Genomic DNA, 25,773 nt, shown 5'->3' on the forward strand with positions numbered 1-25,773 from the left:
ATTACACTTCTTGTGCAATAGGTACCCCTATACGATTGCTAATAGCTGTTTCTACAGCGTTGTATATGTCTGTCTCTTTGGTTTCTATTGAAACTATGAGAGAATAGGGAACAGAATTGTCCACATTGTCCAGTTTCCTTTCTTTCCACCATCCTTGACCTGGAAATACTACTATCTTGTCCATTTCAGCCAAGTCTGCTGCAGTACATTCAATCCAGTCGGATTGTACAGTGCCTCTTTCTCGCTTTTGCTGTTTCACGTTCCATCTGGTTGCATCGTTTTGGGTGGTCTTTTCTCCTTCTTGCTTGTTCCTACGACACAGAAACTCTTCTTCTGTTTCTGTTGCTGTCTTTAGGTCAAAGTGCAATGTAGCAGATGGGTAGCGGTACTTGCTTGTCCTTCCGGCATAGCCAGGGGATGGCTTCACATAATATGATAATGTGATGCGGATTCTTACGTATTCGTCTCCCATATCTTCCAACAGTTCTTTTGGCCATGGCAAGTCGTAGTAGTGCATCTTGCCATATATGTTGCCACTGTCACCTTGTGTGTAGGGCTCCAGTTGATTCTCAAAAATATAAGTGGCGCATTTTTCGTTGCTATATACGGCTGCGTTCTCATCTGGAACGCCGTATCCACAGAGTGTCATACGCTCTTCAACATTATTTATACGCATCATTTCATCTGTCCATCGAGCAGAATGCACCATCAAGCCTCGGATGGAGAGCATTGACAGTTGCGGATTCTCCACTTTTATTTGTGCGGCAAGTCTTGCCGCCAATCCTGTAGCAGCACTTGTCGCATTGAAAGGTTCCAATGGCTCTTCTTGCTCATTGCTGGTTGTTACAAGACTCAGGTCGCTATGTGAGGTTTCTCTGAGCAAGTCATGATAAGCTACATTTCCTCCTTCCATCACAATTTCTGGCTTATTGCGCTTCTCATGCCATGGGTATGAGCTACATGAATATGGCGATACACCACCTGGGGCTGCCAATGGCTTGAAACTCTCATCGCCTACAAGAGTCTTTTCGGTATAGGCCCCTACAGTTAGGGCATTCCAAGCCTGTGCAGGGCTCTGCACTGCGTTTGCCTTACAGGATTCTATATAGTTGTTATGGTCTACATCGGGTGTCTGTATGTTTCCTGCTGAAACCAAAACCAATCTGTCACATTGCCCCTGATGGTAGATGCTTTCATCAAGTGCTGCTGAACTGGAGGTGGCTATGCCGTTGTAGGCGCTTTCGTCTGTAATGGCCATGCATTGAATGGATGCACCCATATCCGAAGCTTTGCCGATGGCTTCTTCTATGACTGCTCCATAAAATTCCTTTGGTGTTTCATGCCCAGCCTCGTAAATTTTAACCGACGACAGTGCATGATGCACTGCTACTGGTGTTTCTCGTTGGTAGGCAATATTTGTCAAGTCACCAAGCAGGGCTAATCCTGCCATACCAGTACCGTGGTCTGTCTTGTCGGTTGCTTCCAGCACACCAATGGCTACATCCATTCGCTCGTCTGGTAGTGCTGGCTTTAATAGTTCGTGTGCATTGTTCACTCCCGAATCCAATATGCCGACTATCACATCCGCATCTTGGTCGTAGGTGATTTCTCCTTTGATGAGTTCACTCCATTCTCTTTTCTCAGGGTTGCTGCTTGTCAGAATGGATGGCTTATGGTAGGGACGTATGCCTTCAATATATCCCAATGACAGTGGCAGGGTGCAGAGTTGTTGCTTGGTTGACTTAATCAACCATACATCAACACCATCAAAAAGCAAAGGCTCTGCCATCTTCTCTATACCCAGTTGATGCAAAGTGTTCTCTATGCGTTCTTGGCTGTTTTCTTTGCTATGGCTCATCCACAATTCGTAAATGTATGAGCCTTCTTCTGGTATTGTGTCAAATTCTTCCGCTGACACGTAGAGTGTGCGAATGTCTGTTGCTTCTACACCATTGATAGGGGCGATCAACCTTTCATTGCATGGCTTTCCCTTTGCTGTATTCTTGGAAGAATAGTCGTCAACTTTATTTTTAAGCCAATCCTTCTTGTCCTTCTTTACATATACAGTAACGTCAACGTCATTTTCTTCTCCGTTGTCAGTTACTTTCATGATGGTTGCTCCTTTTGGACTGTCTTGTTTGCCCAAAGAATCTGGTATGAAACTTTTGTCCATTTTCAAATCGACATAGATTCCGTTAGCCACAGGCTGTCCTTGTTTTTCTCTTTCTTCCAAATGAGTAACAATCTGATTAACCACAGCTACGTATTGCTCCTTTACCATACTTGCTTGTGCAGCTCTGTCTTTTGAAGGAAGGGCATGACCGTCAAAGCCCTGTTTCTGTGGTGAAAAACCACGGGCTTCGGCTATATTGTTGCTTAAAAAGAAATGTTTCTTATGCATAAAGTTCCATTATTTAGCAGGTTTGACGATTTAACTGCTGACGCATATTCACTATGGTCTGAACCAGTGGAAGGTCTATCTTCCTGTCATTAAGTAGGGATTCCTTAAATATGTCTGAACAAACCATCTTGATTTCGGCATGACTCATGCCATCAAACAAGGGCTCTACAGATGAGAAATCCAAGTCCTTTGCAGTATAGAGATATTCACGAAGCAATGCTAATCGCTGTTCTCTATCTGGCAATTTATACTCTATGACATCATCAAAACGCCTAAACATGGCTTTATCTATGGATTCTATGCTATTGGTGGCAGCTATGATAAAACTGTCAGAATCATCTCGCTCCAACAGTTGTAGGAACGTATTGAGTATTCTTCGCTGTTCGCCAACTTCGTTGTCCATTCCTCGCCGAGAACCGATGGCGTCAAATTCGTCAAACAGATATACTGCTGGTACTTCATTGATAAAATCAAAGATTCTACCTAGCTTCTGACCTGTTTCCCCCATGAACTTGGTCACAACTTTTTCAGTTCGCACAACAAAGAACGGCAAATTGAATTCTTTTGCAAGGGCACTGGCTGTCATCGTCTTTCCTGTTCCCGATGCTCCATACAATAGGAGCTTTCGGCGATTTGCCAATCCGTACTTACTTAGAGTTTCTTTCTTTAGATACTCTTTGATGACTCTGTCCAGTTTCTCTTTCAACTCCTGACTGAGTACCAGACTTGTCAAGTCATCATAGGTATCTACTTGCAGCAGCAAGTCATCTATATCCTTGTTTTTAGACACCAAACGTACCGTACCCAAGGATGTTTTCTTTTGGTTGAGCAATTCTTGTATGGTACGTGCTACTATGGCATGACCACTCCTTGCCTCCACAGCGGAAATCTGCAGGGCAACCTTTCTGAATTGCGTATCATCGTTGTTCTGATGATTTCGTATCAGAGATAATATTTGATCAGCTGTAGCCATTTTTCTGTTTATTTACATTTTTTGCTTTGCAAAAATATGATTTTTTTTCCAAATTCACGAATTTTCACCTTACAAGGGACGTATATTTACGTTTTTTTATTACGTTTGTTGCAATTTTATTACAAATAGGCGCAATTTTGCTATATTTAGATGGGGTAGGTTATAACGATAAATGCAGCCTTTTCTGACTGCATTATATAAATCATTTGTGCCAACAGCTATATCACTGCCAAAAAATAAGAGAGTGGAATGCATCACAGAATTGATTGAAATGTTCAATCTCCCTTTTACTTGTAGGGATGGCTTTCTTATCCTTACAAGAACATCTTCAAAACATCCGTTGCAGGAAAAAAAAGGAGCAAGATAAAAAATCATGACCGACCTTGATGGGAAAAGCTATAGATGGTATCAATCATATGACGATAACTTAGGAGAAGATCTATATTTACTGATAGTAAAGTGGTTTGATAAGAAATGAGGTTGGTCTAGTTATGACTTCTCATTTCTTATTTCTAAGTTCATTAAACTGTGAGACATTGTAAAACTCCGTAAAGGCACCTCCCTTGCTTTGGTTTCCACAAGAATGAGCATGGCCAAAGACATGGAAACGAGGTTGAGAGCGATAAACCTCTAACAGTAGAGGAAGGCTTCCCCTACCCTCGTCAAGTATGCCTTCCGGTGGAATATGGGTAATCAAGAAGTCCATTTTGGTAGCAGATTGGACATTTTGCTCCTTACTTTGCAAGCTTCGCATGGATATATTCCCAAAACTTATCCCATCAAACTCAAAGGTGGAGTCATGAAGGAAAACTACTTTTTTAGGTAAAAGCGAAATTGTCTGCTCTAAGCAGTCTTCCAAGAACAGCTCATGATTACCTGCGACAAAAATATAAAGTTTGGCAGGATGGCTTAACAACCAGGAAAAGAAGTTCTCCATGCCATCCTTGCCAAAGTCAGACACTACATCGCCAGCACAAAGCAGGATGTCTGCTTCTTCAGGGATATGAAGCCGCTTGTGCATTCCATGAGAGTCAGAGAATGCAAAAATCCGATGTTCCTTATAGTTAAATAGCATTGATCTAATCTTATAAAGTTAATACTTCAATGGTGAATCTGGGCAGAATCTCTTCCGTCCGCATTTTTTGCATTGGCTTCCATTCCATACGAAGTCAAACTGGTTGATGGCTTGCTCCACAAAGGAAGGGGCATTGGTCAGGACACCGGCCTCGAAATTTCTGTTTCTCTCCCCCTTCATGCCGAGGCCTGCACCTGTGAGGTTGGCTGACCCAACATAGGCAGTCTCCAAGTCAAAGATGACCATCTTGAAATGTACCCTTGGGCACAAGACTCTCTCCAATCGTTTGGCAAGAATCGAATAATCATCAAAGTCCTTGCGGAAATTAGGGCCAGGCTCCTTGGCATGGATTAACCGAACCTCCACTCCACGCTCAATTAATCGAGAGATGACTTTGAGAAAGGGAACGGTCATGGAACTGCTTTTTACATACAAATCCTTGATGTCTGCAGTCCCTATCCAAAGATGATGTTTCACGTTCGCTATCTTGGCGATGACATCAGTATAGTGGGCACCATTGCTTATGTATTTATAATACGTAGTTTCTGACATTTTATTTCATTTTTTAAGTGATACGAAACCTGTTTCCTTATTTTTCCTGGAACACTTTATAAACATCAAACCATAAACCATGCAACATGTCAAGCAGTTTGATTTTATCATCTGAAGATATGGGTAAGCCGGCAATGTCCTCTGGCTCGAAGCTGACGGATGAGACTTCATTTTTTAGCTCTAGTAAGAGCATATCCATTCGTTTCTCCAAGTATTGTTTCAACCAAGAGAGTTCGTCAAAATCACAAGTTGGAATTTTGATGTTTGATACACATTTTTGTTTCTTATCACCTGTCACTGAGTACAAATTCGCAAACCATATATCGCCAAAGCCAACACTCAAACTGAGTTCTATGCTATATGTCTTTCCCATATAGGAAAAAACAGTCTCACTTTGAGCTTCATCACCTGTGTCAAAGTCAACCCATTGATTCATCTTCATATGCTTGAATGATTAACAATAGTTGTTCTTCACTTGTGCCCAATGTCTCCTGTACAAGATCCACCTTTATTCTGTCCATAAATGATTGTGACACAGACATAAGTTGAACCAGTTCTCCCATCAGCAAAGGATATTTTACAGAGGTGACGATTCGCATAGACACCTTATTATATTTTGCCCAATCCACCAGGGTGTATTGCCTAAAAGACCGGCAGATAGCCTCTGCCCTGCTTTCTCCTTTCATTGGAAAGGAATAGATACGGCGTTTTACCGATATTCCGTGTTTAGTTTGTTCCATTATTTCTTATTACTTTATATCTATGACACAAAGGTAGTCTGAAAATGGGAAAAATTACTGCACACCTGAAAAATATTTTAGGTGTGACAACATTTTACACAGGAAATATTTACCTTTGCCACAAAATAAATATACAATGGAAAAGAAAGAGATAAAGCTACAAATGAAGGAACTCATCAAACTGATGAGTAAAGGAGTATGGGAAAAAGAGGACATCTTCTCCTTGACCTTGCTTAGCAGCATTGCTGGCGAAAGCATATTCTTGCTGGGGCCTCCCGGAACTGGCAAAAGTATGATTGCCAGAAGGCTCAAGGAAGTATTCGCCGAAAAGAAACAATTTGAATACTTGATGTCGCGTTTCTCTACCCCAGACGAGATCTTTGGACCAGTTTCCATATCCAAACTGAAAGACGAGGATACTTATGAAAGAAGAACTGAAGGGTATCTTCCATGGGCAAATGTGGTGTTTCTGGATGAAATCTGGAAAGCGGGACCTTCCATTCAAAATGCCTTGCTGACAGCCATCAATGAGAAAATCTACCAAAACGGAAATGAGACCATCAAGCTTCCTATGAAAGCACTCATTGCTGCATCCAATGAGTTACCTAAAGAGGATGAAGGGTTGGAAGCCCTTTGGGATAGATTCATATTACGAGTTGTCTCTAACCCCATAGCCAATGAACGTACATTCTACAAGATGCTAAAGGGGAAGAACAAGAGTAAAGTTGTCATTCCTGCCGAACTTCTCATAACAGACGAGCAATACACACAAATCCTTGAAGAGGTGGAAGATATCGATATTCCTGACAATATACTCAAGGATATCACATTCATTCGCAAGAAGCTAAAAGAGACCGAGTCACAGGATGAAGCCGCGAGTCCTCTAGACTATTATATATCAGACAGAAGATGGAAGAAAGCAGTACATCTGCTGCAAACATCGGCATTTCTAAATGGAAGAAAGGAGATAGACCTAACCGATCTTCCCATACTCTATCATGTGCTATGGAACAAGGTAGAGACCATTGAACCTGTCATGAAAATCGTTACAGAGTCATTATTCTGGAACATTGAGAATAAATGCTCAGTTGTGGAGAAAGAGTATGAAAAAGGGTTGAAAACGAAAGGCAATGCATTGGCAAACAGTAAAATAGCCAATATCAATTCTGAAGATTTCAACATCTATTTCTACTTCTATACCAAGCTTATGGGCACAAACTGGGGAGACACCTACTTCTTTCTCCAAGATTATGGATACCTGCTGATGGACATCGAGACGAAGGGTGTGCTCTATTTTGATAAGGATAAGAATGGATGGATTATCAGGAGAGTTCCTCAAGGTCCCTTCTCATCCAAGAAGTATCCACAGCACCAAATCGTCAGTTTGAGAAGGGCGCAAGGTGGAATTATCGTAAATAATGCACTCTACATGATGGAACCATCAAAGATGGCTAGCAAGCCCATTTTCCCTCCTACAGGGCAACAAAACTTGTTTTCTGAAGGAGACACACATCTCATTGAGGAGATGCAAAAAATAGGCAATGAACTTAACCAAAAGATGAGGTTGCTGGAAAAGGAAAATCTATTTGTGTCTTCAACTGACTTGAAGGTCATCCAAAAGTATGCCGACAACTTGCGAAAGAAATGTGAGGCGTTGGAAATGAAGATAAAAACTAGCATATAATTTTTAATATGGAAGATATAGACAAACGGATTGACGAATATTCTGGGCTTTTTGACCTCTACATCGAGGGGAAGCCCATTCCTCCAGAGTACAAGGATGATCCTGTGGCAGGGTATATAGAAGAAATCTGCCAAGACTCAGGAAACAAGGAACTTTGCAGAAAAGAAGAGACATGGAAAGAAATTTTCAGAAAGGAAATTATTTCCATGTTGGAGGGTATATTGCCTGTCGTTTCCACAATAGAGAGGGAATATGAGGAAGAAATGAAGATATTATCCCACTTCTTTGCATCCAACATAGAGCAAAAACGCCTGGCATGGAACGGTATCGCCAAGCACTTGCACGATACTTTCGACTGCAGCATGTTCAATATACATGGATATATCCAGGAATTTGGAAAAAAACAGAAAACTACTGACGAAATTTTTGATGCCATGGAAGCTAATTGGAAAGAGGCTAGCAAGAAGAGGAAAGACCAGAAGATTGCGCAAGTACTTTCCAATAGTATGCAAAAAATTGAGCAAGAAATCATAACCTGTGGTGACATAGACTACAAGAAGGAACAGAAGAAGGCTCGTTTCTTCCACAAGTACCCTCAACTAAAGGAGATAGCCAAGAAGATGGGAAGGGAAAAAGAGAGAAGTGAAGAAATGGATGATGCCACCATGACTAGATACATTCCTATATTACTCAAGCATTCCCATGACAGGCAAGACATAGATGGCGTATCCTTGGGAAATGACCTGGATAGCTTGCTTCCCACGGAGATTGCCATGATGGACTCTCCCACCTTTTATGCAAAGTTTGCAAAAAGACAGCTGCAGCAATTTTCCTCAAAGGCTGCACAGAACAAGCGTGAAAAATCAACGGTTCATTATAAGAAGCCTCGCCTTCTGCAAGGCCCCATGATTATTTGTATTGATACAAGTGGATCCATGAGTGGTAGACCTTTGGAAATCGCAAAGTCTCTATTGCAGCAACTCGCGGCTATAGCGAAAAAGGAAAAGAGAAGCTGTTTTCTCATCTCGTTCTCTATCAGAACAAAGACCTTGGACTTGGCAAGACCCAGTAATTATTATAAGATAGATAAATTCTTCAAGGGCAGCTTTTCCGGGGGTACTAATGGGGAAAAAATGCTAATGGAAATTTTCAAGATGCTCGATTCTGAAAAATATTCCATGGCCGATGCACTTATCATCAGCGACTTCTGTTTTCCTCTTCCTATAAAAAAAACAATGCAGAGACTGAAGGAAGAACAAGAAAAAGGAACTCGTCTCTACGGACTTAATGTCCAAAGAAGAAATCCATACGCAAAGGACTACAAGGAAATTTTAGATAAGATGTGGAACTTATGACGACAAAATATACAATCAACCCTTCGCTCAGGTTATGCACATGGTGCCTTGTAGTAGGATGGCATGAGGTGAAAGACTCACTCTTGCAATCCGAAAGCATTTTTTCATGTGAAGGAAGAAGTATCTATACCAAAGGAGACCGATGTATGATTATGGCGCAAGTAAACGAAAAGAGAATTGATTTTTATTACTGCCATGACACAAAATTCGACAACAGAAACATTCAAAGTTGGCTAAGAAATATCATTAAGAATAAGATTCTAGACCTGGCAAACATTGAACTCCCCAAGAGATTGCATTATTGGGAAAAGGAGAAAAATCTATATGCAAGACAAGTCATCATAAAAAAATTGAAGAGAAGGAACATATGGGGGCAATGTTCCATCTATAAACAGATTTTCTTGCCGCCAAAGATTGTGGTTTTCCCATTGGAATTGATTGACGAGATTATCCTACATGAAATGAGTCATCTCAAATTTATGCATCATAGGAAACAATTTTGGGAGTACTTTAGTTTCCTGCTAGGTAGAGATGCCAAACTATGCAAAATGAAGGAAAGTGTATTTTTCGCCAAATACGACGAAATGATAGAGTTCTTACTAAAATAATTGGCAACTGTGCAACATTATTTCTCACTTTTTCATTATCTTTGTGCCAAAATTTAAAAGTTATAGAATATGGCTATCAATCAATTGAACAAATATGTCTGGCTCGTAGAGACCATTCATCGAGCAAGGAACCGGGGTGGCATCACCTTGAAGGAGATTCAAAGCAGATGGTTGGATTCTGACATTAGTGAAGGAACGGAACTTTCTCGCCGTACCTTCATCAATAATCTCCATGCCATCGAGGAACTGTTTGAGATTAATATCGAATGCGGCAGCGGATTCCGCTATCACATTGAGTATGGTGACTGTTTCGAGGAAGGAAGCGCCAGGAACTGGTTGCTCAACGCCTTCTCGCTCAATGCTATGGTAGGTAACAGCCGCAAGCTCAAGGAGAGGGTTCTCCTGGAGGACATGCCATCTGGCAGGAACTTCCTGGAGGATATCATCAAGGCGATGCGCGACAACCACGTCATATTCATCTCTTACTACAGTTACTATAACGAAAAGTATTATGAGTTTGACATCCATCCTTATTTCGTGAAGGCTTTCAAGAAACGTTGGTATGTGGTCGCATATAGTCCTGGCACGAACGATATCCGTTGCTATGCACTTGACCGTATGGAGAATGTCATCATCTCCGAGGAAGTGTTCAAGATGCCTAAGAATCTGGAACCAGCTGAATACTTCAAGGATTGCTTTGGCATCATCAATAACAAGGATTCCGAAGTTCAAAAGGTAGTGCTAAAGGTTGATGCCTTCCAGAGTAACTACATACGCAATCTTCCTCTCCATGAGTCGCAAAAGGAAGCAGAGCGAACAGAAGAATACTCCATCTTTGAGTATCACTTGAAACCAGAATTTGATTTTGAACAGGAGATTTTCTCTAACATGGATACCGTGGAGGTGTTGGAACCTCTATGGCTAAGAGAAGAGGTGAAGGAAAGAATAAAAAATCTTGCAAGTAAGTATCTTTGAAAGGCAACCCATCAATGTTCTTTTGTCAAGGGACTAAATATCCAGTCCCTTGACACAATCTATAGCTTCGTCAAACATTCTTGAGAAATCATTTAAAGTTTTACCGTTCAGCAAGTCTTTTATCCCAGAGGCATTATCCCAATATTGATTTCCATTAAAAATCTTCCAAATCCAATATTGGTCACTTTGGGAGGAATAATTCTTTTGAACATTTTCCCAGTCTTTTACATCTTCACGCTTGACTCCAGTTTTTGTGCGAAAGCCAAAGTATGGATCTCTCATTCCTCCGCAATTAAATCCAAATGCAAGTCTAAGATACTTCCAATGGTGATTATAAAATGATGCTACTACATCCGATTTTTTCATCCAATTCTCTGTACAATCATCTCCCATAATCAACCCTTTGCTTTCTGCTAAATCCCTTAATTTAGGAATAAACACTTCTTTTATAAATCTGTTTACAACAATATTTTTATTGTTTGCAATATCATAAATTGCATCTAAATTTTCTTCTTTACATAGAATATCTAATAGGTCCTTATTATCTTCCATAACGTTATTTGTTAATATGTCAATAGTACTAATATATTGATTGATAGTTTCTCTCACGAGCGGAGTTCTTGAAGCCAACTCCACGCAACGATCAAGCCATCCTCTAATATCACTCTTATAGGATAGGCAAACTATATCATTTTCCTTTAAGTCTTCACCCAAAGATTCTTTTGAAGGAGAGCAACCATCCAATGTCAAGTAAATCAATACAAATGATTTTTCCGTATCGTCTCCTTTTTGTGACATTCCATAATTCCAGTATCTTAGCATCTGATGATATTGGTCAACTGCATAGATTTTATTTTCTATGATAATACTATGCTTGCCATCAGTAAGATAAATATCTATTCTGCCGCCTTCACTATCAGTTTGCCTACCTATATATTTCTCTACTTCTACAGAAGCGATAGTCGTGTCTATTTCTAAACTATCTGCAGATATTGCAGGAAATGTTTTTTGCAGCATTTTCAAAAATGCCTCAAGGAATTTGCCTCTTTGTCCGTGACTTCCTTTTGGATTCAGCAGGTTTGCCAAAAACATAGAGTGTAGATGGACTTCATCTGACATGAAGCCCAAATCATTGAAAATATTATAATTTTCACCACGCTCAAACTTTTCTTTTCTTTGTTCTTTTATTTTTCGTGAAACTATTCGAACTTGGTTTAGAATATTGATTATATCATTCATCGCATTATAAGCTATAATTGTTTACCTTAGAAACGAAATTCCATCTAATTTATTGTAGAAGTTATTATTTTTGCCAATGAAAATGACTACGCAAACACTCTTTGTACATTAGGGCACGACGATTCATGTTGTTCATCTCTTTTTCTGGATACCAACAAAAATAAGCCATGAAAAGCATCACCATAAGGATATAGACCGCAATAAATTTTAGGGCACCATAAAACCAACGTTTCATTTGACTGATCTCTTTGGTATTTAAAATTTGAATTGCTACTCTCACATCAGCCTTATCAAGACCTTTGCTACCTTCAACTTTCACCAGATGTTCTCGTTGAGAAAACAGAAAATCTTCCTCGTCATCAAGAATTATATAACGATAAGGCTCTTTGGCGTTCAATCTTAGCCATTCTGCAATCTCCAAGCCTTTACATCCATGTAAGCCTTGCCATTCCTCCACCCCATCTACATTGCTAAAGTTAACGGAATTGCAAGAAGGTGTCAAGCCTATGACTTCGCCTGGCATATGGTGTTCCTGCCACAACTTCTGTATGTACTTCATACCTTGCAATCGCCAAGTGGAAGAAATGATGATCTTGGCATCACTTCTTTCCACCAAATGGAGCAAATTGGCTACAGCTTTCTTAGCAAATTTACCTTTTGGAGTATTGATTACTCCATCAAAATCTAAAAATATATACTTCTCCATACCTTTTTTGTTATATATCAGCCGTTAGAATCCAATTTTTCTCTTGGTACGACTCCCTTCCAGTCTTTCATTTTCACAAAACTCAACAAGGGATTTGGCCATGTTCTCTGGCTGGCCATGCAATATCGACTGGATGGTAAAATGACGGGCGATGTTCTCTATTTCACCACCGCTGAAATCATACTTGCCCGCCAGGTAACTGGCATCGGCATCATTCAAAGGCGGAATCATCGCTTGCCAAATCTGAGTACGGCAATTCAAGTCTGGCTTCTCAAACTGTATCTTATAGAGGAAACGGCGCTCGAAGGCCTTGTCCATGTTCTCTGCGAGGTTGGTCGTGGCAATGAGGATGCCATCCAACTGTTCTATCTCCTGAAGGATGATATTCTGAATACTGTTTTCCATCTTCTCAACGGCTCTTTCCGCCCCCACCTGACGCTTGCCGATGATGGCATCAGCCTCGTTGAAAAGCAAGATGGGTGCCTTGGCTAATTGTTTCACCTTCTTCTTATAATCATCGAAGATGCCCTTGATATTCTTTTCGCTCTCGCCTACCCACATGCTCTTAACCTCTGAAACGTTCACCTGAATCAAGTCACGGCCAGTCTTCTTGGCTATCTGAAGCACAGTCTCTGTCTTTCCTGTACCAGGCGCACCATAGAAAAGGCAGGCAAAGCCGCTTCTGAAGTTGGTTTCTTTCAATCGATTTTTGATACGCTGGAAATGCTCCTCATCCAAGAGGGAAGTTAACTCTTCCACTTGCCTTTGTTCCTTGCTATTGTAGAATAGTTGCTTGGGGCTGATGTCCTCAAAGGATAGCATGCCACCCTTCGGGCGAGAACCACGCATGGATGATAGGTTGAGTTCCGAGAAAAGCTGTTTCTTGGCATCATCCGTAATTTTGAACGACTCTCTATCCACAAAGCCATCATCATTGGTATATTCAATGAACTTCTCCACAAAAAACAAGTGATCACCTTGACTCAAGCCTCGCTTTTCGCATCGCCATTCTGCATCGCCTTCTTTATATATAAATTCCAAGTCGTGGTATCGGATGTCATCATCACCATTGACAACAAAGAGTGTACAAAACAAGACGAAAAGCGGGAAGTACAGATCATCCGCATCTACATCGTAGGAAGCCATCGCCTTGACAAAAGCCAACTTTTCGTTCTTGGCTACCAATGCCCTCAATTTCCTTCTCAGCACTTGTTTGTCAATCTTTCTACGGCGACATTTCGTAAACAACTCATCGAACTTGTCAAATAGTTCTCTGGCTGTAAGTTCCTCCACATCCATAGGATTATAACGCTCATTATGTTGGAACGCCTCCATCACCTCCATTGGGATGGTATAATAGAAACCTTCATCCCTATTGCGGCAGATATATTCCTTGTCAACAAGCTCTTGGATTTCATTGGCATATCGAAGCAAGCTAAGGATGCGGCAGCCCAAGAAATCCGTAAAGTCCGAGAACTGGATGTGACTGTCATCGCATCTGTCGGCAAACAAGGCCATGATGGCACTGGCACGCTTGGATATGTCCAGTTTATCGGAGACAAATCCAAGATATGAATCAGTCTCCTCATAGAACTTCTCACCCAGAGAAGAATTCTTTGCCTTATCTACGATTATTTCGAATGCTTGGAGCAAGTCCATCTGCTCCATATCTTTTTTACACGACGTTTGCATAACCATAATAGCACTACATTAATACATACTATTTTCTCCATGAGGGAAAGACTTCTAAAATCCGTTCCTCCCAATATAGTTCTCAAATAAGATTTATTTTCCATACTTGTCTATATTTAGAAGGCGAAATCATCCTCTTCCTCATCCTCACCATTTGGGAACATGACGCTTCTCTCATACTCTGGATCATAGAATTCATACTCATCCTTCACCTGTTTGATTTTCTTCTGGATGGAACAAATCTTCTCCAGTTCCGGAAATTGAAGATGTTCACGATTAAACTCCAATAGCTCGTTCAGGTCTCTCTCAAAGGAACAAACCTCTGATTGAAACTCATCCATGTCAAACTCAGGATCATAGAAGAGGTCATTATCTAAAGCCTCATTCAAACGGTTTTCCATCTTATCCAATTGCTCTTTTATAGTTTTGTCCATAATGCTTTATTTTTAAGTATATGTTCGATTTATGAAATAAGAATCTTACCTGATGAAAGATTCATTTTTCGTAGGAGTCTGAGAGTAACAGGATTTGCTTCACCTTGGAAAGCAAATCTTTCTCTGTAACTTCTAAGTTCAAAGATGCCCCATTCCCTGTTATATTGACACCTAAAACACCTGCAAGTTTTATCAGATGTTTTGCACTTCCACTCTTTACAAAAAGACAAATAGACCATTCACCACAAATACAATAAAGGGTTATATAAATGGGCCTGTTGTCATACATGATTTGATAACCATATTTTTCAACATATGGAATCTTGCCATCGAAGGTTTCCGCTATAAAGGAAGCTATCTCCTCGTGGAACTTCTTCTTAAAAACGTTGGCGTATTCTTCGGAAATCTCATCCTTGGCACTGATAATCTGCTCTTGGGCATCTTCCAAATCATCAAGCAAATCGTCTAAAGCCGAGCATTTTTCGATAATGTTCAGTCCTTTTAACTTCGCCATTTCTTTATTAATATCAAACTTCTCCATTGTATATCAATTAAAAATTCTGATGCAAAGATAGCCCACACCTGTGTAAGTTCGTTTCACACAATAAAAAAATTTTTCATGCGCAATGATTTTTCTCACGATTCACCGAATTTTGCAGAAAAATGAATGAGCAAACAATGGAAATGGAAAAAGAACAATTAAACGGCAAGATAATGGATAGGGAGGATATCAAACATACCTTCAAAACGAGGTATCTCAATAGTGATAAGGTAATCTTCTCTGAAAAGGGATGATTCGCAATTTAAATATAAAACACAGCATTCCGACAATAAAAGCAACTTTTATTTTGGTTTGTCCAAGTATATCGAGAAAAATGATATTTATGAGCGGACAGGGCATCCTTGCAGACTGGTTGTTGAAAGGTTTGGTCAGTTTTGATAGGTTTGAGGGACAAACGTATCTCTGCAGTATTAGATATATATAAGAAATTACCAGAAGAAGCGGAGCTGCTCATTAGTCATTCTTTCCTTAATGACAAGATGAAAAGAACCTATATCCGAATCATCAAGGAAAGAATCGCTAGGTTCAATAGGCAGTCAGAATGGCTTCCTATAACTCCAAGTCGAGCCCATCATCAAACTCAACATTCTGGAATGTATGAATGCCGAGGTTTTCCGCAGCGACACAATTCTCCTGGAGGTCGTCAATAAACAACGATTCTTCAGGAACTATCGCTGCCTGTCTGATGACTTCCTCGTAGATTTTTGCATCCGGCTTGGAGAGATGGACGCCGCTGTGAAAGGAAGACATTTTCAAAATAGTCTTCCACATTATGCCCCTGATAGGGGAATAACTTCTCCACACAATAATCCCAGTGAATGTCTATGGTGTTGCTCAATAGAAAGAGACGATAACCCTTAGCCTTGAGCTTTAAAAGCCTGCGTTTCTTCTCATCGGGAATAACAACCAACATTCGATTGGCCGCTTCACCCCTTTTTTATTAAAGGAGATTTATGGCAAATTGATAAATATTCACAACATGCTCAATCCTTGTTTTTTTCAGGCTTGAGTATATTTTTTCTTATCTACGCAGAAAGACTGCATACCCATGTTGTAACTTTGCATCCGAAAACAAGAAATATGGATATTTGGAGGTCAAGCGATGCTTACTTCATTAATGAATCGCTAGTACTGTTGTAGTACTAGAGCTATGGGTACTCAGCATGGCTATTACCTCCAATTTTCATTGCTTGAAGATAGTTTATGGCTGCGATAGCTCAGCTGGTAGAGCATAGTTTTGTGTGGGAATTACCATCATCAAGCTGGTCAACTCACACATACTGCTGCAATGAAAGCCTAGTGTCGCTGGTTCGATTCCAGCTTGCAGCCCCAATTATTAACATAGGTCAAGAGGGACTTACTACATGACATAAGATTGCAGTTCTTAATGGTTTGAAGTTCCTCTATTACCTTATTATATAATAGATAATTATGAACGATGAGAATTTATTGAAGGTTGCTTTGAGATACAAGGCTTTGTATCTTGATATTGAAAAAGAGGATATAGACATGTCCTCAAAGATGACACCTGCTGTTTATTCCCTCACTGAACGCCTGAAAGAAAATGGCTTTTGTTTGAGCGAAGAACTTCTCCATGCACTAGACGAAGTACCTGTGGCGAAATTAGCAGATATAGTCTCTATCATAGAGGATGTGATGGGAGTTGGACTCAATTGGTCGTCTCTTGTCAAAGGATGGGACATGCCTACAGGCGAGGGAGTCGCTGACCACTTTATAACCTGGGTTGCCAACATCATCAAGGGTGAACTGAATATCAAGGGAACTACCCTACCTTGTGGTCACTTGATTCCAGATGGTACATTTCCACTGGAAAGATACAATGGATGCCCTTTCTGTGGAACACCGTTCAAAACAACAAATTATGTGTACAAGGGACAGGGAAGCAAGCTCAAGGAACTTAGGTTATTGAACAGAGAAGATTTGAAGGGAATATTTCTTTCGTTACTTACCTCTCCTACTCCTCTTGATATAACCCAAAAAGATTCACTCAATCTGCTTTTGAATTGTTTTGAGGTTCCAGAAGGTACAGAAATTGGCATGAAGGAGACCATGATGCTGGTCATCAAACATTGGGTGTCAACAGGTCAAGCTGATAGAGCCATGGACTATTTCAAGACTCCAACAGACATCTTGAGATACCTATGGTTTGAGAAGACAGGGCACGTTCAGATCATCAAACCTTCAACTCTTATGAATAATGCTCGAAGACTGGGAGCTCACATGAACTTTGTTTGTGACAAAGCCTTGACTTATCAAGAGCAGATGAAGCAGCAGCTCATGCTCAAGTATAGTCGTAAAAATTGCAAGACGGTGAGCAAATGGATAAACAATCTCCCGCTTTCGGCAATTAAGATGGCTGAGGACATGAACTCCAAGCGTGGTATGTGGGTAAGATTCATACGTGCCTTGCGTCTGGCGGAGTACGCCAAGAGAAAAGGTTATGAGAAGTTAGCTGATGTCATGGACATTTTCTATAAACAAAACTACACCACGTGGCAGGGAAACTTAGATCAGGCTTCGAACAACAACCAGGCAGAAAAGGTTTTAGGCATGCTCAAGGAAAGACCAGGTTCATTTGCCAGATGTCTCTTTGCTACTATGTTGAGATTCGGTAGCTTAAGAACCTTGAAAGCATTTGGAGAGATTGCCGATGAGCTGCCAGCCAGACTACTCGTCTCCCTTGGCAATGCAGCAGAAGGATATTTTGACATCGACTCCATCAGGTCAATCAAGACTATTACTGGAATCCAGAAGATCATCCCACACAACAAATTGCTTGCTCTATACAGTAAGGTAGAACGAGAGAAAATGATTGAGGATGTGAATGGTATGTACAAGGACTCTATGTTCAGGCGTTTCAAGGCACAGGACACAGAGAGCAAGACCATCTACATCGCCCCTGAGTTATATGACATACCTATTAGCGTCGGCGACCGATCAACAACCATACAGGATACCAGTTGTGCACTGATGGGAACTCGCTTCCATATGGAAGGAGATGCGGTAAGGTTATTCTTGCAATGGGGAAAGGGGCTGCATGCCCAGCATTTGGACATGGACTTGAGCTGTCGCATCTCTTACGAGGATAAGATAGAGGAATGTGCCTATTACAATCTTACCTGCACAGGTGCCAAGCATTCTGGTGACATACGTTCTATCCCTGAGATGGTGGGTACAGCAGAGTACATTGAACTGTCACTGCCAGAACTGGAGGCTGCAGAAGCTAAGTATGCCATCTTCACATGCAACGCCTACTCCTGTGGATCCTTATCTCCAAATCTTGTAGTTGGTTGGATGAACTCCGCCAACAAGATGAAAATATCAGAGAAAGATGGAGTAGCTTATGACCCTTCCTGTGTTCAGCACATGGTGAGGGTTGCCGACGACAATCTCTCCAAAGGATTGGTATTCGGGGTTCTGGACATTGCCAAACGAGAAATCATCTGGTTGGAAATGCCTATCGCAGGACAGACATTGCGTTCGGCTAGAAGTAAGGATATAGAGGCTTTACTCATAAAATTACAAAGGAAACTCAAGATTGGTGAGCTTCTTAAGATGAAAGCCGAAGCACAGAGTCAGAAAATAGTAGGTTCTGCAGAACAGGCAGATGAAAGCTATACCCATGAGTGGGCATTTAATCCGGCAGAAGTAAGTAAGCTGTTATATTGAATTTATGAAGGAGACCTAAACAAGGCCTCCTTCATTCTTTTTGCCTAAATTTTGAAAATCAGTCAATCTATGAAGACATAATGTTCAGTTTTTTCAACTTTGCCATTTCTTTATTAATATTAAACTTCTCCATTGTATATCAATTAAAAATTCTGATGCAAAGATAGCCCACACCTGTGTAAGTTTGTTTAACACAACAAAAAGTTTTTTCATGCGCAATAATTTTTCTCACGATTCACTTAATTTTGCAGAAAAAATGAATGAGCAAACAATGGAAATGGAAAAAGAACAATTAAACGACAAGATAATGGATAGGGAGTATATCAAACATACCTTCAAAACGGGTATCTCAATAGTTATAAGGTGATCTTCTCAGAAAAGGGATGATTCACAATTTAAATATAAAACACAGCATTTCGACAATAAAAGCAACTTTTATTTTGGTTTGTCCAAGATTTGCATTAATTTTGCACATATGAAGAATTTTGCAGCTATAGATTTTGAGACAGCCAACCAGCAACACACAAGCGTATGCTCCGTTGGCATTGTGATAGTAATAGATGGTGAGATTGTGGATAGCTACTACAGTCTCATCAAGCCAGAGCCTGAGTATTACTCTTATTGGAACACAAGGGTGCATGGACTTACCATGGAGGATACCATGAATGCCAGGGTGTTTCCAGAGGTCTGGGCTGAGATTGAACCAAAGATCAAGGGATTGCCATTGGTGGCACACAACTCACCCTTTGATGAGGGATGCCTGAAAGCTGTATTTCAAATGTACCAGATGGAGTATCACGACTATGAGTTTCATTGCACCTGTCGTGCCTCCAGGAAAAAGTTGGGCTCTCTCCTACCCAACCACCAGCTACATACCGTTGCCGCCTATTGTGGATACGACCTTACTTTGCACCATAATGCTCTAGCTGACGCAGAGGCATGCGCTTGGATTGCTAGGGAACTATTATAACTCTTCCAGCAAAGTATTAAATTGTGTCCAGAATGGATCTTGCCGCATCGTATACTGAAGTTTGCGATCGAGCTTCAATTTGCCTAACACTTTGCCCGCATTTTCTGGATTACTTACCATCCAATAGATGCTGCAGACATTATTGCCCTCCACAAAACCAACAATCAGCGGATATGGCACATCCTTACATTTGATGCGAAGTGATAAATCGATGGAGCCTATCAAGTCCCCAAGGGCTTTTTTCTCCTTTTCCGTGGGCAGGCCCTGCTCGTCCATCTCTTCAATTGGAACTGTCACCTGACAGCACCACTTCAGTAAATTTCTCTTTTGGTAATTGCGCAGGCCAACATTTACCTTGCCCTCATAAAGCTTGTCTCCTTTCGTGAAGGTATTCAAATCCTCAAGCTTTTTATTTGGACAAAGTTGATTGACTTGTTTCCAGCCATCCCTTATATAAGCTACAAAGCCTAACAACTTTTCCAAAAGTGCCAGGATACAGATGCCTGCACAAACGTATGTTATATATATCATAGAAATCATAAAATCGACAAATGAGCCAGTTGCTCCTTTAAGTTATTACTACCAGTAAATAATATGCCTTGTATTCCTACTTGGTTGGCGCCATCCACATTGCGTTGTCTGTCATCTATAAAGACGCTTTCGGAAGCATTGAGGTTATATCGTCCAAGCAAGAGGTTGTAAATCTCCGGATTGGGTTTCACCATCTTCTCCTCGCCACTCACCACAATGCCATCGAACAGTTCAAAGAGGCGTGCATGGACTTCCTTTACTATCGGGAAGGTCTCATGCGACCAGTTGGTCAGGCAATAAAGTTGATATCCCCTATCCTTTAAATCCTTCATGACATCATAGATTCCTGGAATCTCACCGGCATCCATGTCCTTATAACAATACCAATATGCCACGATATAAGGAGCATACTTGGGATAAGCCTGTTTGAGTTCGAAGATACATTCTTTGATAGGCTTGCCCAAGTCTGTCTGGTCATTCCAGGAGTTGGTGACGATGTTATCCACCATCCACTTAGCCTTATCCTTATCACCATGTAACAAGGTTGTGTAGAGGTTGATACGCATCCAATTAACCAGCACCGAACCTACATCAAATATAATATTTTTATATGTACTCATTGAATATAAGTGTCTAAGAAGCAAAGCATGGGATAGTTCTGCTTCTGAAGGGAATAGGTCTTCAAAACTTCAACTTGAAGCTCCCAATTTAACAAAATTCCAAAACTATCAGAATACGTTCCCATTTCATTTGCCATATATATATATAAATAATGTGCAAAAATACATCATTTAATTTAAATAGCGACTAAGAAATGCAACTTTTTTAATAATAGTCTCGTTTTCTAGGAATTTTAGCAAGCTACTAAAGCAAATATTATATGGAATACGTTGCCTCGCTCCTTTGGAAAAACGAGCGATAAAAATGGAACTTACTTCAAGTATGATGCTTCTTTCAAGGATATGCCAGAATGATTAAGAAATTCATTCCTGCTTGGATGGTAGTCATGGAGAAGTTCTACAAGTTGGTGGTCTTCAACCATATCTATGCCAATGGCGATGACCACTTTGAAGAATTTTTCCGTCATTCAGATTGGTGATACCTATCAGCTTGTCCTTGGTTACAATCTGATGAATACTCCCCTGCACATTGAGGGTGATGACCTTGGACTAAATGGTGGTTTGTCGGAGCATACCGAGAAAAGTGATATTTATGAGCGGACAGGGCATCCTTGCAGACTGGTTTTTGAAAGGTTTGGTCAGTTGATAGGTTTGAGGAACAAACGTATCTCTGCAGTATTGGATATACATAAGAAATTACCAGAAGAAGCGGAGCTGCTCATTAGTCATTCTTTCCTCAATGACAAGATGAAAAGAAACTACATACGAATCGTCAAGGGAAGAATCGATAGGTTCAATAGGCAGTCAGAATGGCTTCCTATAATTCCAAGTCGAGCCAATCATCAAACTCAACATTCTGGAATGTATGAATGCCGAGGTTTTCCGCAGCGACACAATTCTCCTGAAGGTCGTCAATAAACAACGATTCTTCAGGAACTATCGCTGCTTGTCTGATGACTTCCTCGTAGATTCTTGCATCCGGCTTGGAGAGATGGAGCCGCTGTGAGAGGAAGACTTTTTCAAAATAGTCTTCCACATTATGCCCCTGATAGGGGAATAACTTCTCCACACAATAATCCCAGTGAATGTCTATGGTGTTGCTCAATAGAAAGAGACGATAGCCCTTAGCCTTGAGCTTTAAAAGCCTGCGTTTCTTCTCATCGGGGATAACAACCAACATTCGATTGGCCGCTTCAATAATTTGGTGATTAGAAACTGTTGTCAGGGTCAAGTTCCTTGCCGCATCGCAAAACTGTTCCGTAGAGATCAGTCCTTCACCTAACTCACCCATGAGTCTCTTTGCCTCTGGGTTAGAGTCTATCAGTTTCTCCATTCCAAGTACCTTGAAAGCATTCATACATCCTAGAGAATTCAACTTCACAAGTACGTTCCCCAAATCGAAAATGATATTTTTGTATTGCATCTTCATTGTTGTTTAATAGAGAGGTTGAGCACTCTTCTGTTAAGTCAACTCCAATCACCTTCTCGTGGGCAAAGATGATTCAGAGAACTGCTTGTAGCTGAAGCTGGCTCATGTCGCATATCGTCTTTAAGGAAACCTGTTATTTCTCAAACTGAAATTGTTCCAGTTTCAATCCATGCTTCGTCAAAGCCTCTATTTGAGGAACCAACGTGGTAAAGTGAGCAGACTCCATGTGAGTTTTCAGCACCTTAGCGTTCTGCCAAGTCTCACATATCATCATCACGCCATCACGAGTACCACTAACGAAATAGTCATAGGCAATGTTGCCTTCGTCAGCCAATGACTTTTCCACTAACTCCTGACACAGGGCATTAAGTTGCTCCATATCCACTCCTTCTTTCACTTCAAAAAATACATTCAGTCTTATCATGTCTGTAATATTTAAATTTTTACTATCAAAAACTTTCGGTGCAAAAGTACTGAATAATACTGAAAATCATCTATTTTTAAATGATTTTTTAATATCTTTTGCTCCATATAAGCAAAATGCCTAGCGAAAGAGCAACACTATAATAAAGGCAATGATATAGCTGTTGGCATAGAAACAATATTTTATTTGTATAATGGAAAATCGCAAATGCTTTACTTTTCGTAAATTTGCTATATAATTTAGAAAAAAGTTCAGCATTATGCTTAATTTCAAGAAATTCAACAGCGTATGTCAGATACAGCATATACAACATCAACGTCACCACATAGTCGTGCATCCCTGCCATCTTTTCCTGCAACGACTCGGCTGCGTTCTTAGGCTTCTTTTTCTTGAAATCTTACTGATTGCTTATAAGATGCTGATATTCAATATATATTGTGTAGACAGAATGGCGTAAGAAACAAATTAGGAACAATAAAAGCAAGAAACCATAAATTGAAAGCATGAGAATACAAAAATTAACACGGAAAACAATGGCAATTTTCCTATTTTGACATTTTACAAGTGTAGTCTATAAGGAAAAAATGGATCGCTCTTATTTTTTGTACTTCATAAAAGTGGGTATAACACAAAATATAATCTCATAGGAAGTTAAATTAAATAAAGAATTTATGTTTTCTCGTTATATTTCTATATCTTTGCACCAATATATATATGAATATATGGCTAATTTGAATAGGCTAAAAGCTGTGCTTGCGGAGCAAGATAAAACAGGAAAATGGCTTGCAGAACACAATCTTCAATGTGAGGTATATCCTGCTGAATGGAACAAGTATGAACGAGTAGCTGGACCTATCCGTAACAATCAAATGACAGAAGCTGCTGATGCTTTGATAGCATTTTGGGGACGGTAAGAGTTTTGGCACAAAATCAATGATAAATATTGCAAAATCAAAAAGATTGAGGGTTGCAGTAGTTAGAATTTATAAATCAGAATAATATGAAGACATTTCTTGATATAATGAAAATTCTTTTAACCAAAGATGAGAATAGATTGATATTTGCTATATTATGTGCAGATGTAGTTGTTTTATTTTTTATCCGCTGTATCTTTGTATGGATAGTTCTTGTCTTTTGTTGTGCCTACCTTATTTGGGCTCTAATTATTTTTTGTTTCAACGATATAGAAGTTATAGTGAAAAAAAATATATAAGCGACAAAATACAAAGAAAGAAGCTGATGATCGTGTCATGCGAAAAAAATTAGCTAAGGACTTATTTCATACGTTGGAGTACTTACCAAAACAATTACTGTGTTATGCAATATTAAAAGGGAAAAAAAGTTCTACATTTCAAAATGTTTGGATGTTTAATGATTTTAATGAACTCTATCCTATAGAGATAAATAAAATTGATTCCCTGAGAGTTCCGCATTATCCTCAAATTGAATTTACTAAAATACAAACTAACTATAGACAAACATCTATAATGATTTTGCCAGAGTTAGTTGAACTTATTATGAATGAGATTACTAATAATCGGTACACACTACAAAATGTGGTGAAAAACATTAATAAGTATTATGACATGATTAATGAATAAGTACTAAAATTGAGTTGCCAAAAATGGTTGTGTAAAAAGAACAGTCACTGTACTGCTTACACAACCATTTTTTTATTAACCATAGTACCGTGGTGTTATCGCAATACTTATAATCCCAACAAACACACTAAATCCCAATATGAAGAAGAACCAAAAGAACCACTGTACATAGTACCCAAGGTAACAGCTGTCATATTCCTCACATTGTCGCCTCGCTTTTCCAAAGTCTTATACGATAGAAAGTCCATAAACCCCTCGAAGATGCAGCATCTGTCCTGCCCTCCAACTTGCTGTGAATGTATCAAGGACATGTCTTTCTCACCCAAACAACCTTTATAATATGGGTTACGCAGTTCATAACCATTGGTTTCGGCTGAAGTTCACCTTGAACGATGGCTTTGTCTCCGCATGCAATGGCGACAGATAATAAGAGGTGGACTTGCTGCATCGTTTGGGCTGATGTCCAAATACGCTCAGATAGTCCGTGAGTTTGATTTCCTTTGCTTGTTGTATGTTCATCTTTCATTCATTTTTTGTTCATTCGTGCGCTTATTACATATACACCAGAGTGAATGAACGGTTTTGTGAAGTCATTTTCTCGTATATAGCAGATATTAAAAACAAGAATAGACTTAAGAGCCCCCTCGACAGAAAGAGCCTGCCGAGGGAAAGCGTTGGTGAAAATATCGTGGTTTGAACTGGAGCGTAGTGACCAACGATATGGGAAACTGCACTATGATGGCAGGAAATCCTGCCAAAATCATTAAAAGGCTATGCCGATAACGAGTTCTCTACCCAACGCTGTGTTCATCAATCCTTCTCCATAACAACAAGTTCTCTGGGGAGGTTGATAATTTTCAACCTCTCAAACCAAAGCTTGGTTGAAGTGCTTTGATGACGCTTGATGTGACTATTGATAATGTAATAGTCTGCTTGATATTCATCCATCAAGTCAGAGAATGCTGCTTTGATTCGAGAGCACTTCTCATTGATAGCATTGTCCAGGGGATTGGTCAGACGATTCACGGTCTCCACCATTTTGTCAGGGCCTACCCTATTTCCCACCTCATTATATATTGCGAGCAATTCCTCACGGTAATCTATCAAGTTCTTAAACTCGATACCTTCTGGATGATTCAAAAAAAGCATATATAGAGACTTGTGAATAGGGCTAAGCATCACTTCCTTGTTTCCATAGTTAGGTAAAATGAAACGAAAGTCCTTGGTAATGACCAAGGGACTGAGCGTTGCCCTTGCCGCCTCGATGCGAAGTTGCTCAAGAACAGGCACACTGATAGCCTTAAGCAAAAGGTCTGTCCTGCCCTCTGCCAAAAGATCGGTGGAAAGCAACTTCACTTGTGTTGCTTTCTCCTCTGCGGTCATATTTCTTGCCTCTTCTTGCTTCATGGTGCAAAAATACAAAAAGAATGGGAAAAATAATTTCACTCATTCCAAAAAATATCTTTTGCAAGGCTTGCGGACAAGAAAAACTTGCAATATTAATTTCTTTTA

27 protein-coding genes and 1 tRNA gene are annotated in these 25,773 nt (G+C 40.1%); 9 read left to right on the forward strand and 19 right to left on the reverse strand.

Annotated features, from left to right (window positions below; genetic code table 11):
• Nucleotide 1: 1 nt before the first annotated feature.
• From KUA50_RS15510 to KUA50_RS15535, 6 genes are all read right to left on the reverse strand, one after another.
• Entirely contained in the window at nt 2–2,401 is a 2,400-nt protein-coding gene (locus KUA50_RS15510; RefSeq protein WP_218457864.1) for a S8 family peptidase, read from the reverse strand.
• 13 nt (nt 2,402–2,414) lie between these two features.
• Nucleotides 2,415–3,374, reverse strand: coding sequence for an AAA family ATPase (locus KUA50_RS15515; protein WP_218457863.1), 960 nt, complete (start codon nt 3,372–3,374; stop codon nt 2,415–2,417).
• Nucleotides 3,375–3,873: 499 nt separating this feature from the next.
• Complete coding sequence (locus tag KUA50_RS15520; protein ID WP_218457862.1) at nt 3,874–4,449, reverse strand: metallophosphoesterase family protein; 576 nt, start codon at nt 4,447–4,449, stop codon at nt 3,874–3,876.
• Between the two features lie 18 nt (nt 4,450–4,467).
• A complete protein-coding gene (locus KUA50_RS15525) occupies nt 4,468–5,001 on the reverse strand; it encodes a phospholipase D-like domain-containing protein (RefSeq protein ID WP_218457861.1) in 534 nt (177 codons plus the stop codon).
• A 37-nt stretch (nt 5,002–5,038) separates the two neighbouring features.
• Nucleotides 5,039–5,437, reverse strand: a complete 399-nt coding sequence (locus tag KUA50_RS15530; RefSeq protein ID WP_318346091.1) for a hypothetical protein — start codon at nt 5,435–5,437, stop codon at nt 5,039–5,041.
• Complete coding sequence (locus tag KUA50_RS15535) at nt 5,421–5,741, reverse strand: hypothetical protein (RefSeq protein WP_218457859.1); 321 nt, start codon at nt 5,739–5,741, stop codon at nt 5,421–5,423. Before KUA50_RS15535 ends, KUA50_RS15530 begins: the two co-directional genes overlap by 17 nt.
• A 136-nt stretch (nt 5,742–5,877) precedes the next feature.
• Here KUA50_RS15535 and KUA50_RS15540 point away from each other — a divergent pair, with 136 nt between their 5' ends.
• From KUA50_RS15540 to KUA50_RS15550, 4 genes are all read left to right on the forward strand, one after another.
• Nucleotides 5,878–7,425: an AAA family ATPase gene (locus KUA50_RS15540; protein WP_218457858.1), complete on the forward strand. Its 1,548-nt coding sequence runs from the start codon at nt 5,878–5,880 to the stop codon at nt 7,423–7,425.
• Nucleotides 7,426–7,433: 8 nt separating this feature from the next.
• Nucleotides 7,434–8,780, forward strand: a complete 1,347-nt coding sequence (locus tag KUA50_RS15545; RefSeq protein WP_218457857.1) for a hypothetical protein — start codon at nt 7,434–7,436, stop codon at nt 8,778–8,780.
• Nucleotides 8,777–9,388 (forward strand): M48 family metallopeptidase, encoded by a 612-nt coding sequence (locus tag KUA50_RS16950; protein ID WP_413777473.1) that lies wholly within the window; start codon nt 8,777–8,779, stop codon nt 9,386–9,388. The genes KUA50_RS15545 and KUA50_RS16950 overlap by 4 nt, the downstream gene beginning before the upstream one ends.
• Nucleotides 9,389–9,457: 69 nt before the next feature.
• A complete protein-coding gene (locus KUA50_RS15550) occupies nt 9,458–10,363 on the forward strand; it encodes a helix-turn-helix transcriptional regulator (RefSeq protein ID WP_218457855.1) in 906 nt (301 codons plus the stop codon).
• 33 nt (nt 10,364–10,396) lie between these two features.
• Here KUA50_RS15550 and KUA50_RS15555 read toward each other — a convergent pair whose 3' ends face one another.
• The 6 genes from KUA50_RS15555 to KUA50_RS15580 all read right to left on the reverse strand — a co-directional run bounded on the left by KUA50_RS15555 (nt 10,397) and on the right by KUA50_RS15580 (nt 15,767).
• Complete coding sequence (locus tag KUA50_RS15555) at nt 10,397–11,602, reverse strand: PD-(D/E)XK nuclease family protein (RefSeq protein ID WP_218457854.1); 1,206 nt, start codon at nt 11,600–11,602, stop codon at nt 10,397–10,399.
• A 64-nt stretch (nt 11,603–11,666) separates the two neighbouring features.
• Nucleotides 11,667–12,308 carry an HAD domain-containing protein gene (locus KUA50_RS15560; RefSeq protein WP_218457853.1) on the reverse strand — a complete coding sequence of 214 codons (642 nt, stop codon included), beginning with the start codon at nt 12,306–12,308 and terminating at the stop codon, nt 11,667–11,669.
• Between the two features lie 24 nt (nt 12,309–12,332).
• Nucleotides 12,333–13,976 (reverse strand): ATP-binding protein, encoded by a 1,644-nt coding sequence (locus tag KUA50_RS15565; protein WP_256624349.1) that lies wholly within the window; start codon nt 13,974–13,976, stop codon nt 12,333–12,335.
• 140 nt (nt 13,977–14,116) lie between these two features.
• Nucleotides 14,117–14,434: a hypothetical protein gene (locus KUA50_RS15570; RefSeq protein WP_218457851.1), complete on the reverse strand. Its 318-nt coding sequence runs from the start codon at nt 14,432–14,434 to the stop codon at nt 14,117–14,119.
• A gap of 61 nt (nt 14,435–14,495) precedes the next feature.
• Nucleotides 14,496–14,975: a hypothetical protein gene (locus KUA50_RS15575; RefSeq protein WP_218457850.1), complete on the reverse strand. Its 480-nt coding sequence runs from the start codon at nt 14,973–14,975 to the stop codon at nt 14,496–14,498.
• Between the two features lie 570 nt (nt 14,976–15,545).
• Nucleotides 15,546–15,767, reverse strand: a complete 222-nt coding sequence (locus KUA50_RS15580) for an HAD-IA family hydrolase (RefSeq protein WP_218457849.1) — start codon at nt 15,765–15,767, stop codon at nt 15,546–15,548.
• Between the two features lie 435 nt (nt 15,768–16,202).
• On the opposite strand from KUA50_RS15580, the gene KUA50_RS15585 reads away from it, so the two are divergent.
• From KUA50_RS15585 to KUA50_RS15595, 3 genes are all read left to right on the forward strand, one after another.
• Nucleotides 16,203–16,328: transfer RNA gene (locus tag KUA50_RS15585), tRNA-OTHER, on the forward strand.
• Between the two features lie 99 nt (nt 16,329–16,427).
• On the forward strand, nt 16,428–18,686 hold the full coding sequence (locus KUA50_RS15590) for a hypothetical protein (protein ID WP_218457848.1): 2,259 nt from the start codon (nt 16,428–16,430) through the stop codon (nt 18,684–18,686).
• Nucleotides 18,687–19,161: 475 nt separating this feature from the next.
• Nucleotides 19,162–19,656, forward strand: a complete 495-nt coding sequence (locus KUA50_RS15595; RefSeq protein ID WP_218457847.1) for a 3'-5' exonuclease — start codon at nt 19,162–19,164, stop codon at nt 19,654–19,656.
• On the opposite strand, the gene KUA50_RS15600 is transcribed toward KUA50_RS15595, so the two are convergent.
• Together KUA50_RS15600 and KUA50_RS15605 are read right to left on the reverse strand one after the other, a co-directional pair.
• The gene (locus KUA50_RS15600; RefSeq protein WP_218457846.1) at nt 19,651–20,139 is read right to left on the reverse strand and encodes a DUF695 domain-containing protein; all 489 of its coding nucleotides are present in this window, start codon (nt 20,137–20,139) and stop codon (nt 19,651–19,653) included. The two genes, KUA50_RS15595 and KUA50_RS15600, sit on opposite strands and share 6 nt — an antisense overlap.
• A gap of 53 nt (nt 20,140–20,192) precedes the next feature.
• Entirely contained in the window at nt 20,193–20,807 is a 615-nt protein-coding gene (locus KUA50_RS15605) for an HAD family hydrolase (protein WP_218457845.1), read from the reverse strand.
• 350 nt (nt 20,808–21,157) lie between these two features.
• Here KUA50_RS15605 and KUA50_RS15610 point away from each other — a divergent pair, with 350 nt between their 5' ends.
• Nucleotides 21,158–21,286: a hypothetical protein gene (locus KUA50_RS15610; protein WP_256624348.1), complete on the forward strand. Its 129-nt coding sequence runs from the start codon at nt 21,158–21,160 to the stop codon at nt 21,284–21,286.
• Nucleotides 21,287–21,624: 338 nt separating this feature from the next.
• On the opposite strand, the gene KUA50_RS15615 is transcribed toward KUA50_RS15610, so the two are convergent.
• Both KUA50_RS15615 and KUA50_RS15620 read right to left on the reverse strand, forming a co-directional pair.
• A complete protein-coding gene (locus KUA50_RS15615; protein WP_218457844.1) occupies nt 21,625–22,236 on the reverse strand; it encodes an HAD family hydrolase in 612 nt (203 codons plus the stop codon).
• Between the two features lie 133 nt (nt 22,237–22,369).
• Nucleotides 22,370–22,660: a putative quinol monooxygenase gene (locus KUA50_RS15620; protein WP_022109813.1), complete on the reverse strand. Its 291-nt coding sequence runs from the start codon at nt 22,658–22,660 to the stop codon at nt 22,370–22,372.
• Nucleotides 22,661–23,382: 722 nt separating this feature from the next.
• Between KUA50_RS15620 and KUA50_RS15625 the strand changes: the two genes are divergently transcribed.
• Nucleotides 23,383–23,574, forward strand: coding sequence for a hypothetical protein (locus tag KUA50_RS15625; protein ID WP_256624347.1), 192 nt, complete (start codon nt 23,383–23,385; stop codon nt 23,572–23,574).
• Nucleotides 23,575–24,368: 794 nt separating this feature from the next.
• On the opposite strand, the gene KUA50_RS15630 is transcribed toward KUA50_RS15625, so the two are convergent.
• From KUA50_RS15630 to KUA50_RS15640, 3 genes are all read right to left on the reverse strand, one after another.
• The gene (locus KUA50_RS15630) at nt 24,369–24,572 is read right to left on the reverse strand and encodes a toprim domain-containing protein (RefSeq protein ID WP_218457842.1); all 204 of its coding nucleotides are present in this window, start codon (nt 24,570–24,572) and stop codon (nt 24,369–24,371) included.
• Nucleotides 24,573–24,615: 43 nt separating this feature from the next.
• The gene (locus tag KUA50_RS15635; RefSeq protein ID WP_218457841.1) at nt 24,616–24,780 is read right to left on the reverse strand and encodes a hypothetical protein; all 165 of its coding nucleotides are present in this window, start codon (nt 24,778–24,780) and stop codon (nt 24,616–24,618) included.
• A 291-nt stretch (nt 24,781–25,071) separates the two neighbouring features.
• Nucleotides 25,072–25,668: a hypothetical protein gene (locus KUA50_RS15640; protein WP_218457840.1), complete on the reverse strand. Its 597-nt coding sequence runs from the start codon at nt 25,666–25,668 to the stop codon at nt 25,072–25,074.
• Nucleotides 25,669–25,773: the final 105 nt, after the last annotated feature.

Origin of the sequence: Segatella hominis, from assembly GCF_019249725.2 — a bacterium.
Taxonomy (GTDB): Bacteria; Bacteroidota; Bacteroidia; order Bacteroidales; family Bacteroidaceae; genus Prevotella.

Bases quoted from the DNA above. Each gene is read 5' to 3' on its own strand.
- KUA50_RS15510 (WP_218457864.1), bottom strand. From the start codon at position 2,401: ATGCATAAGAAACATTTCTTTTTAAGCAACAATATAGCCGAAGCCCGT.
- KUA50_RS15515 (WP_218457863.1), bottom strand. From the start codon at position 3,374: ATGGCTACAGCTGATCAAATATTATCTCTGATACGAAATCATCAGAAC.
- KUA50_RS15520 (WP_218457862.1), bottom strand. From the start codon at position 4,449: ATGCTATTTAACTATAAGGAACATCGGATTTTTGCATTCTCTGACTCT.
- KUA50_RS15525 (WP_218457861.1), bottom strand. From the start codon at position 5,001: ATGTCAGAAACTACGTATTATAAATACATAAGCAATGGTGCCCACTAT.
- KUA50_RS15530 (WP_318346091.1), bottom strand. From the start codon at position 5,437: ATGAATCAATGGGTTGACTTTGACACAGGTGATGAAGCTCAAAGTGAG.
- KUA50_RS15535 (WP_218457859.1), bottom strand. From the start codon at position 5,741: ATGGAACAAACTAAACACGGAATATCGGTAAAACGCCGTATCTATTCC.
- KUA50_RS15540 (WP_218457858.1), top strand. From the start codon at position 5,878: ATGGAAAAGAAAGAGATAAAGCTACAAATGAAGGAACTCATCAAACTG.
- KUA50_RS15545 (WP_218457857.1), top strand. From the start codon at position 7,434: ATGGAAGATATAGACAAACGGATTGACGAATATTCTGGGCTTTTTGAC.
- KUA50_RS16950 (WP_413777473.1), top strand. From the start codon at position 8,777: ATGACGACAAAATATACAATCAACCCTTCGCTCAGGTTATGCACATGG.
- KUA50_RS15550 (WP_218457855.1), top strand. From the start codon at position 9,458: ATGGCTATCAATCAATTGAACAAATATGTCTGGCTCGTAGAGACCATT.
- KUA50_RS15555 (WP_218457854.1), bottom strand. From the start codon at position 11,602: ATGAATGATATAATCAATATTCTAAACCAAGTTCGAATAGTTTCACGA.
- KUA50_RS15560 (WP_218457853.1), bottom strand. From the start codon at position 12,308: ATGGAGAAGTATATATTTTTAGATTTTGATGGAGTAATCAATACTCCA.
- KUA50_RS15565 (WP_256624349.1), bottom strand. From the start codon at position 13,976: ATGGAGCAGATGGACTTGCTCCAAGCATTCGAAATAATCGTAGATAAG.
- KUA50_RS15570 (WP_218457851.1), bottom strand. From the start codon at position 14,434: ATGGACAAAACTATAAAAGAGCAATTGGATAAGATGGAAAACCGTTTG.
- KUA50_RS15575 (WP_218457850.1), bottom strand. From the start codon at position 14,975: ATGGAGAAGTTTGATATTAATAAAGAAATGGCGAAGTTAAAAGGACTG.
- KUA50_RS15580 (WP_218457849.1), bottom strand. From the start codon at position 15,767: ATGTGGAAGACTATTTTGAAAATGTCTTCCTTTCACAGCGGCGTCCAT.
- KUA50_RS15590 (WP_218457848.1), top strand. From the start codon at position 16,428: ATGAACGATGAGAATTTATTGAAGGTTGCTTTGAGATACAAGGCTTTG.
- KUA50_RS15595 (WP_218457847.1), top strand. From the start codon at position 19,162: ATGAAGAATTTTGCAGCTATAGATTTTGAGACAGCCAACCAGCAACAC.
- KUA50_RS15605 (WP_218457845.1), bottom strand. From the start codon at position 20,807: ATGAGTACATATAAAAATATTATATTTGATGTAGGTTCGGTGCTGGTT.
- KUA50_RS15610 (WP_256624348.1), top strand. From the start codon at position 21,158: ATGATTAAGAAATTCATTCCTGCTTGGATGGTAGTCATGGAGAAGTTC.
- KUA50_RS15615 (WP_218457844.1), bottom strand. From the start codon at position 22,236: ATGAAGATGCAATACAAAAATATCATTTTCGATTTGGGGAACGTACTT.
- KUA50_RS15620 (WP_022109813.1), bottom strand. From the start codon at position 22,660: ATGATAAGACTGAATGTATTTTTTGAAGTGAAAGAAGGAGTGGATATG.
- KUA50_RS15625 (WP_256624347.1), top strand. From the start codon at position 23,383: ATGGCTAATTTGAATAGGCTAAAAGCTGTGCTTGCGGAGCAAGATAAA.
- KUA50_RS15630 (WP_218457842.1), bottom strand. From the start codon at position 24,572: ATGTCCTTGATACATTCACAGCAAGTTGGAGGGCAGGACAGATGCTGC.
- KUA50_RS15635 (WP_218457841.1), bottom strand. From the start codon at position 24,780: ATGAACATACAACAAGCAAAGGAAATCAAACTCACGGACTATCTGAGC.
- KUA50_RS15640 (WP_218457840.1), bottom strand. From the start codon at position 25,668: ATGAAGCAAGAAGAGGCAAGAAATATGACCGCAGAGGAGAAAGCAACA.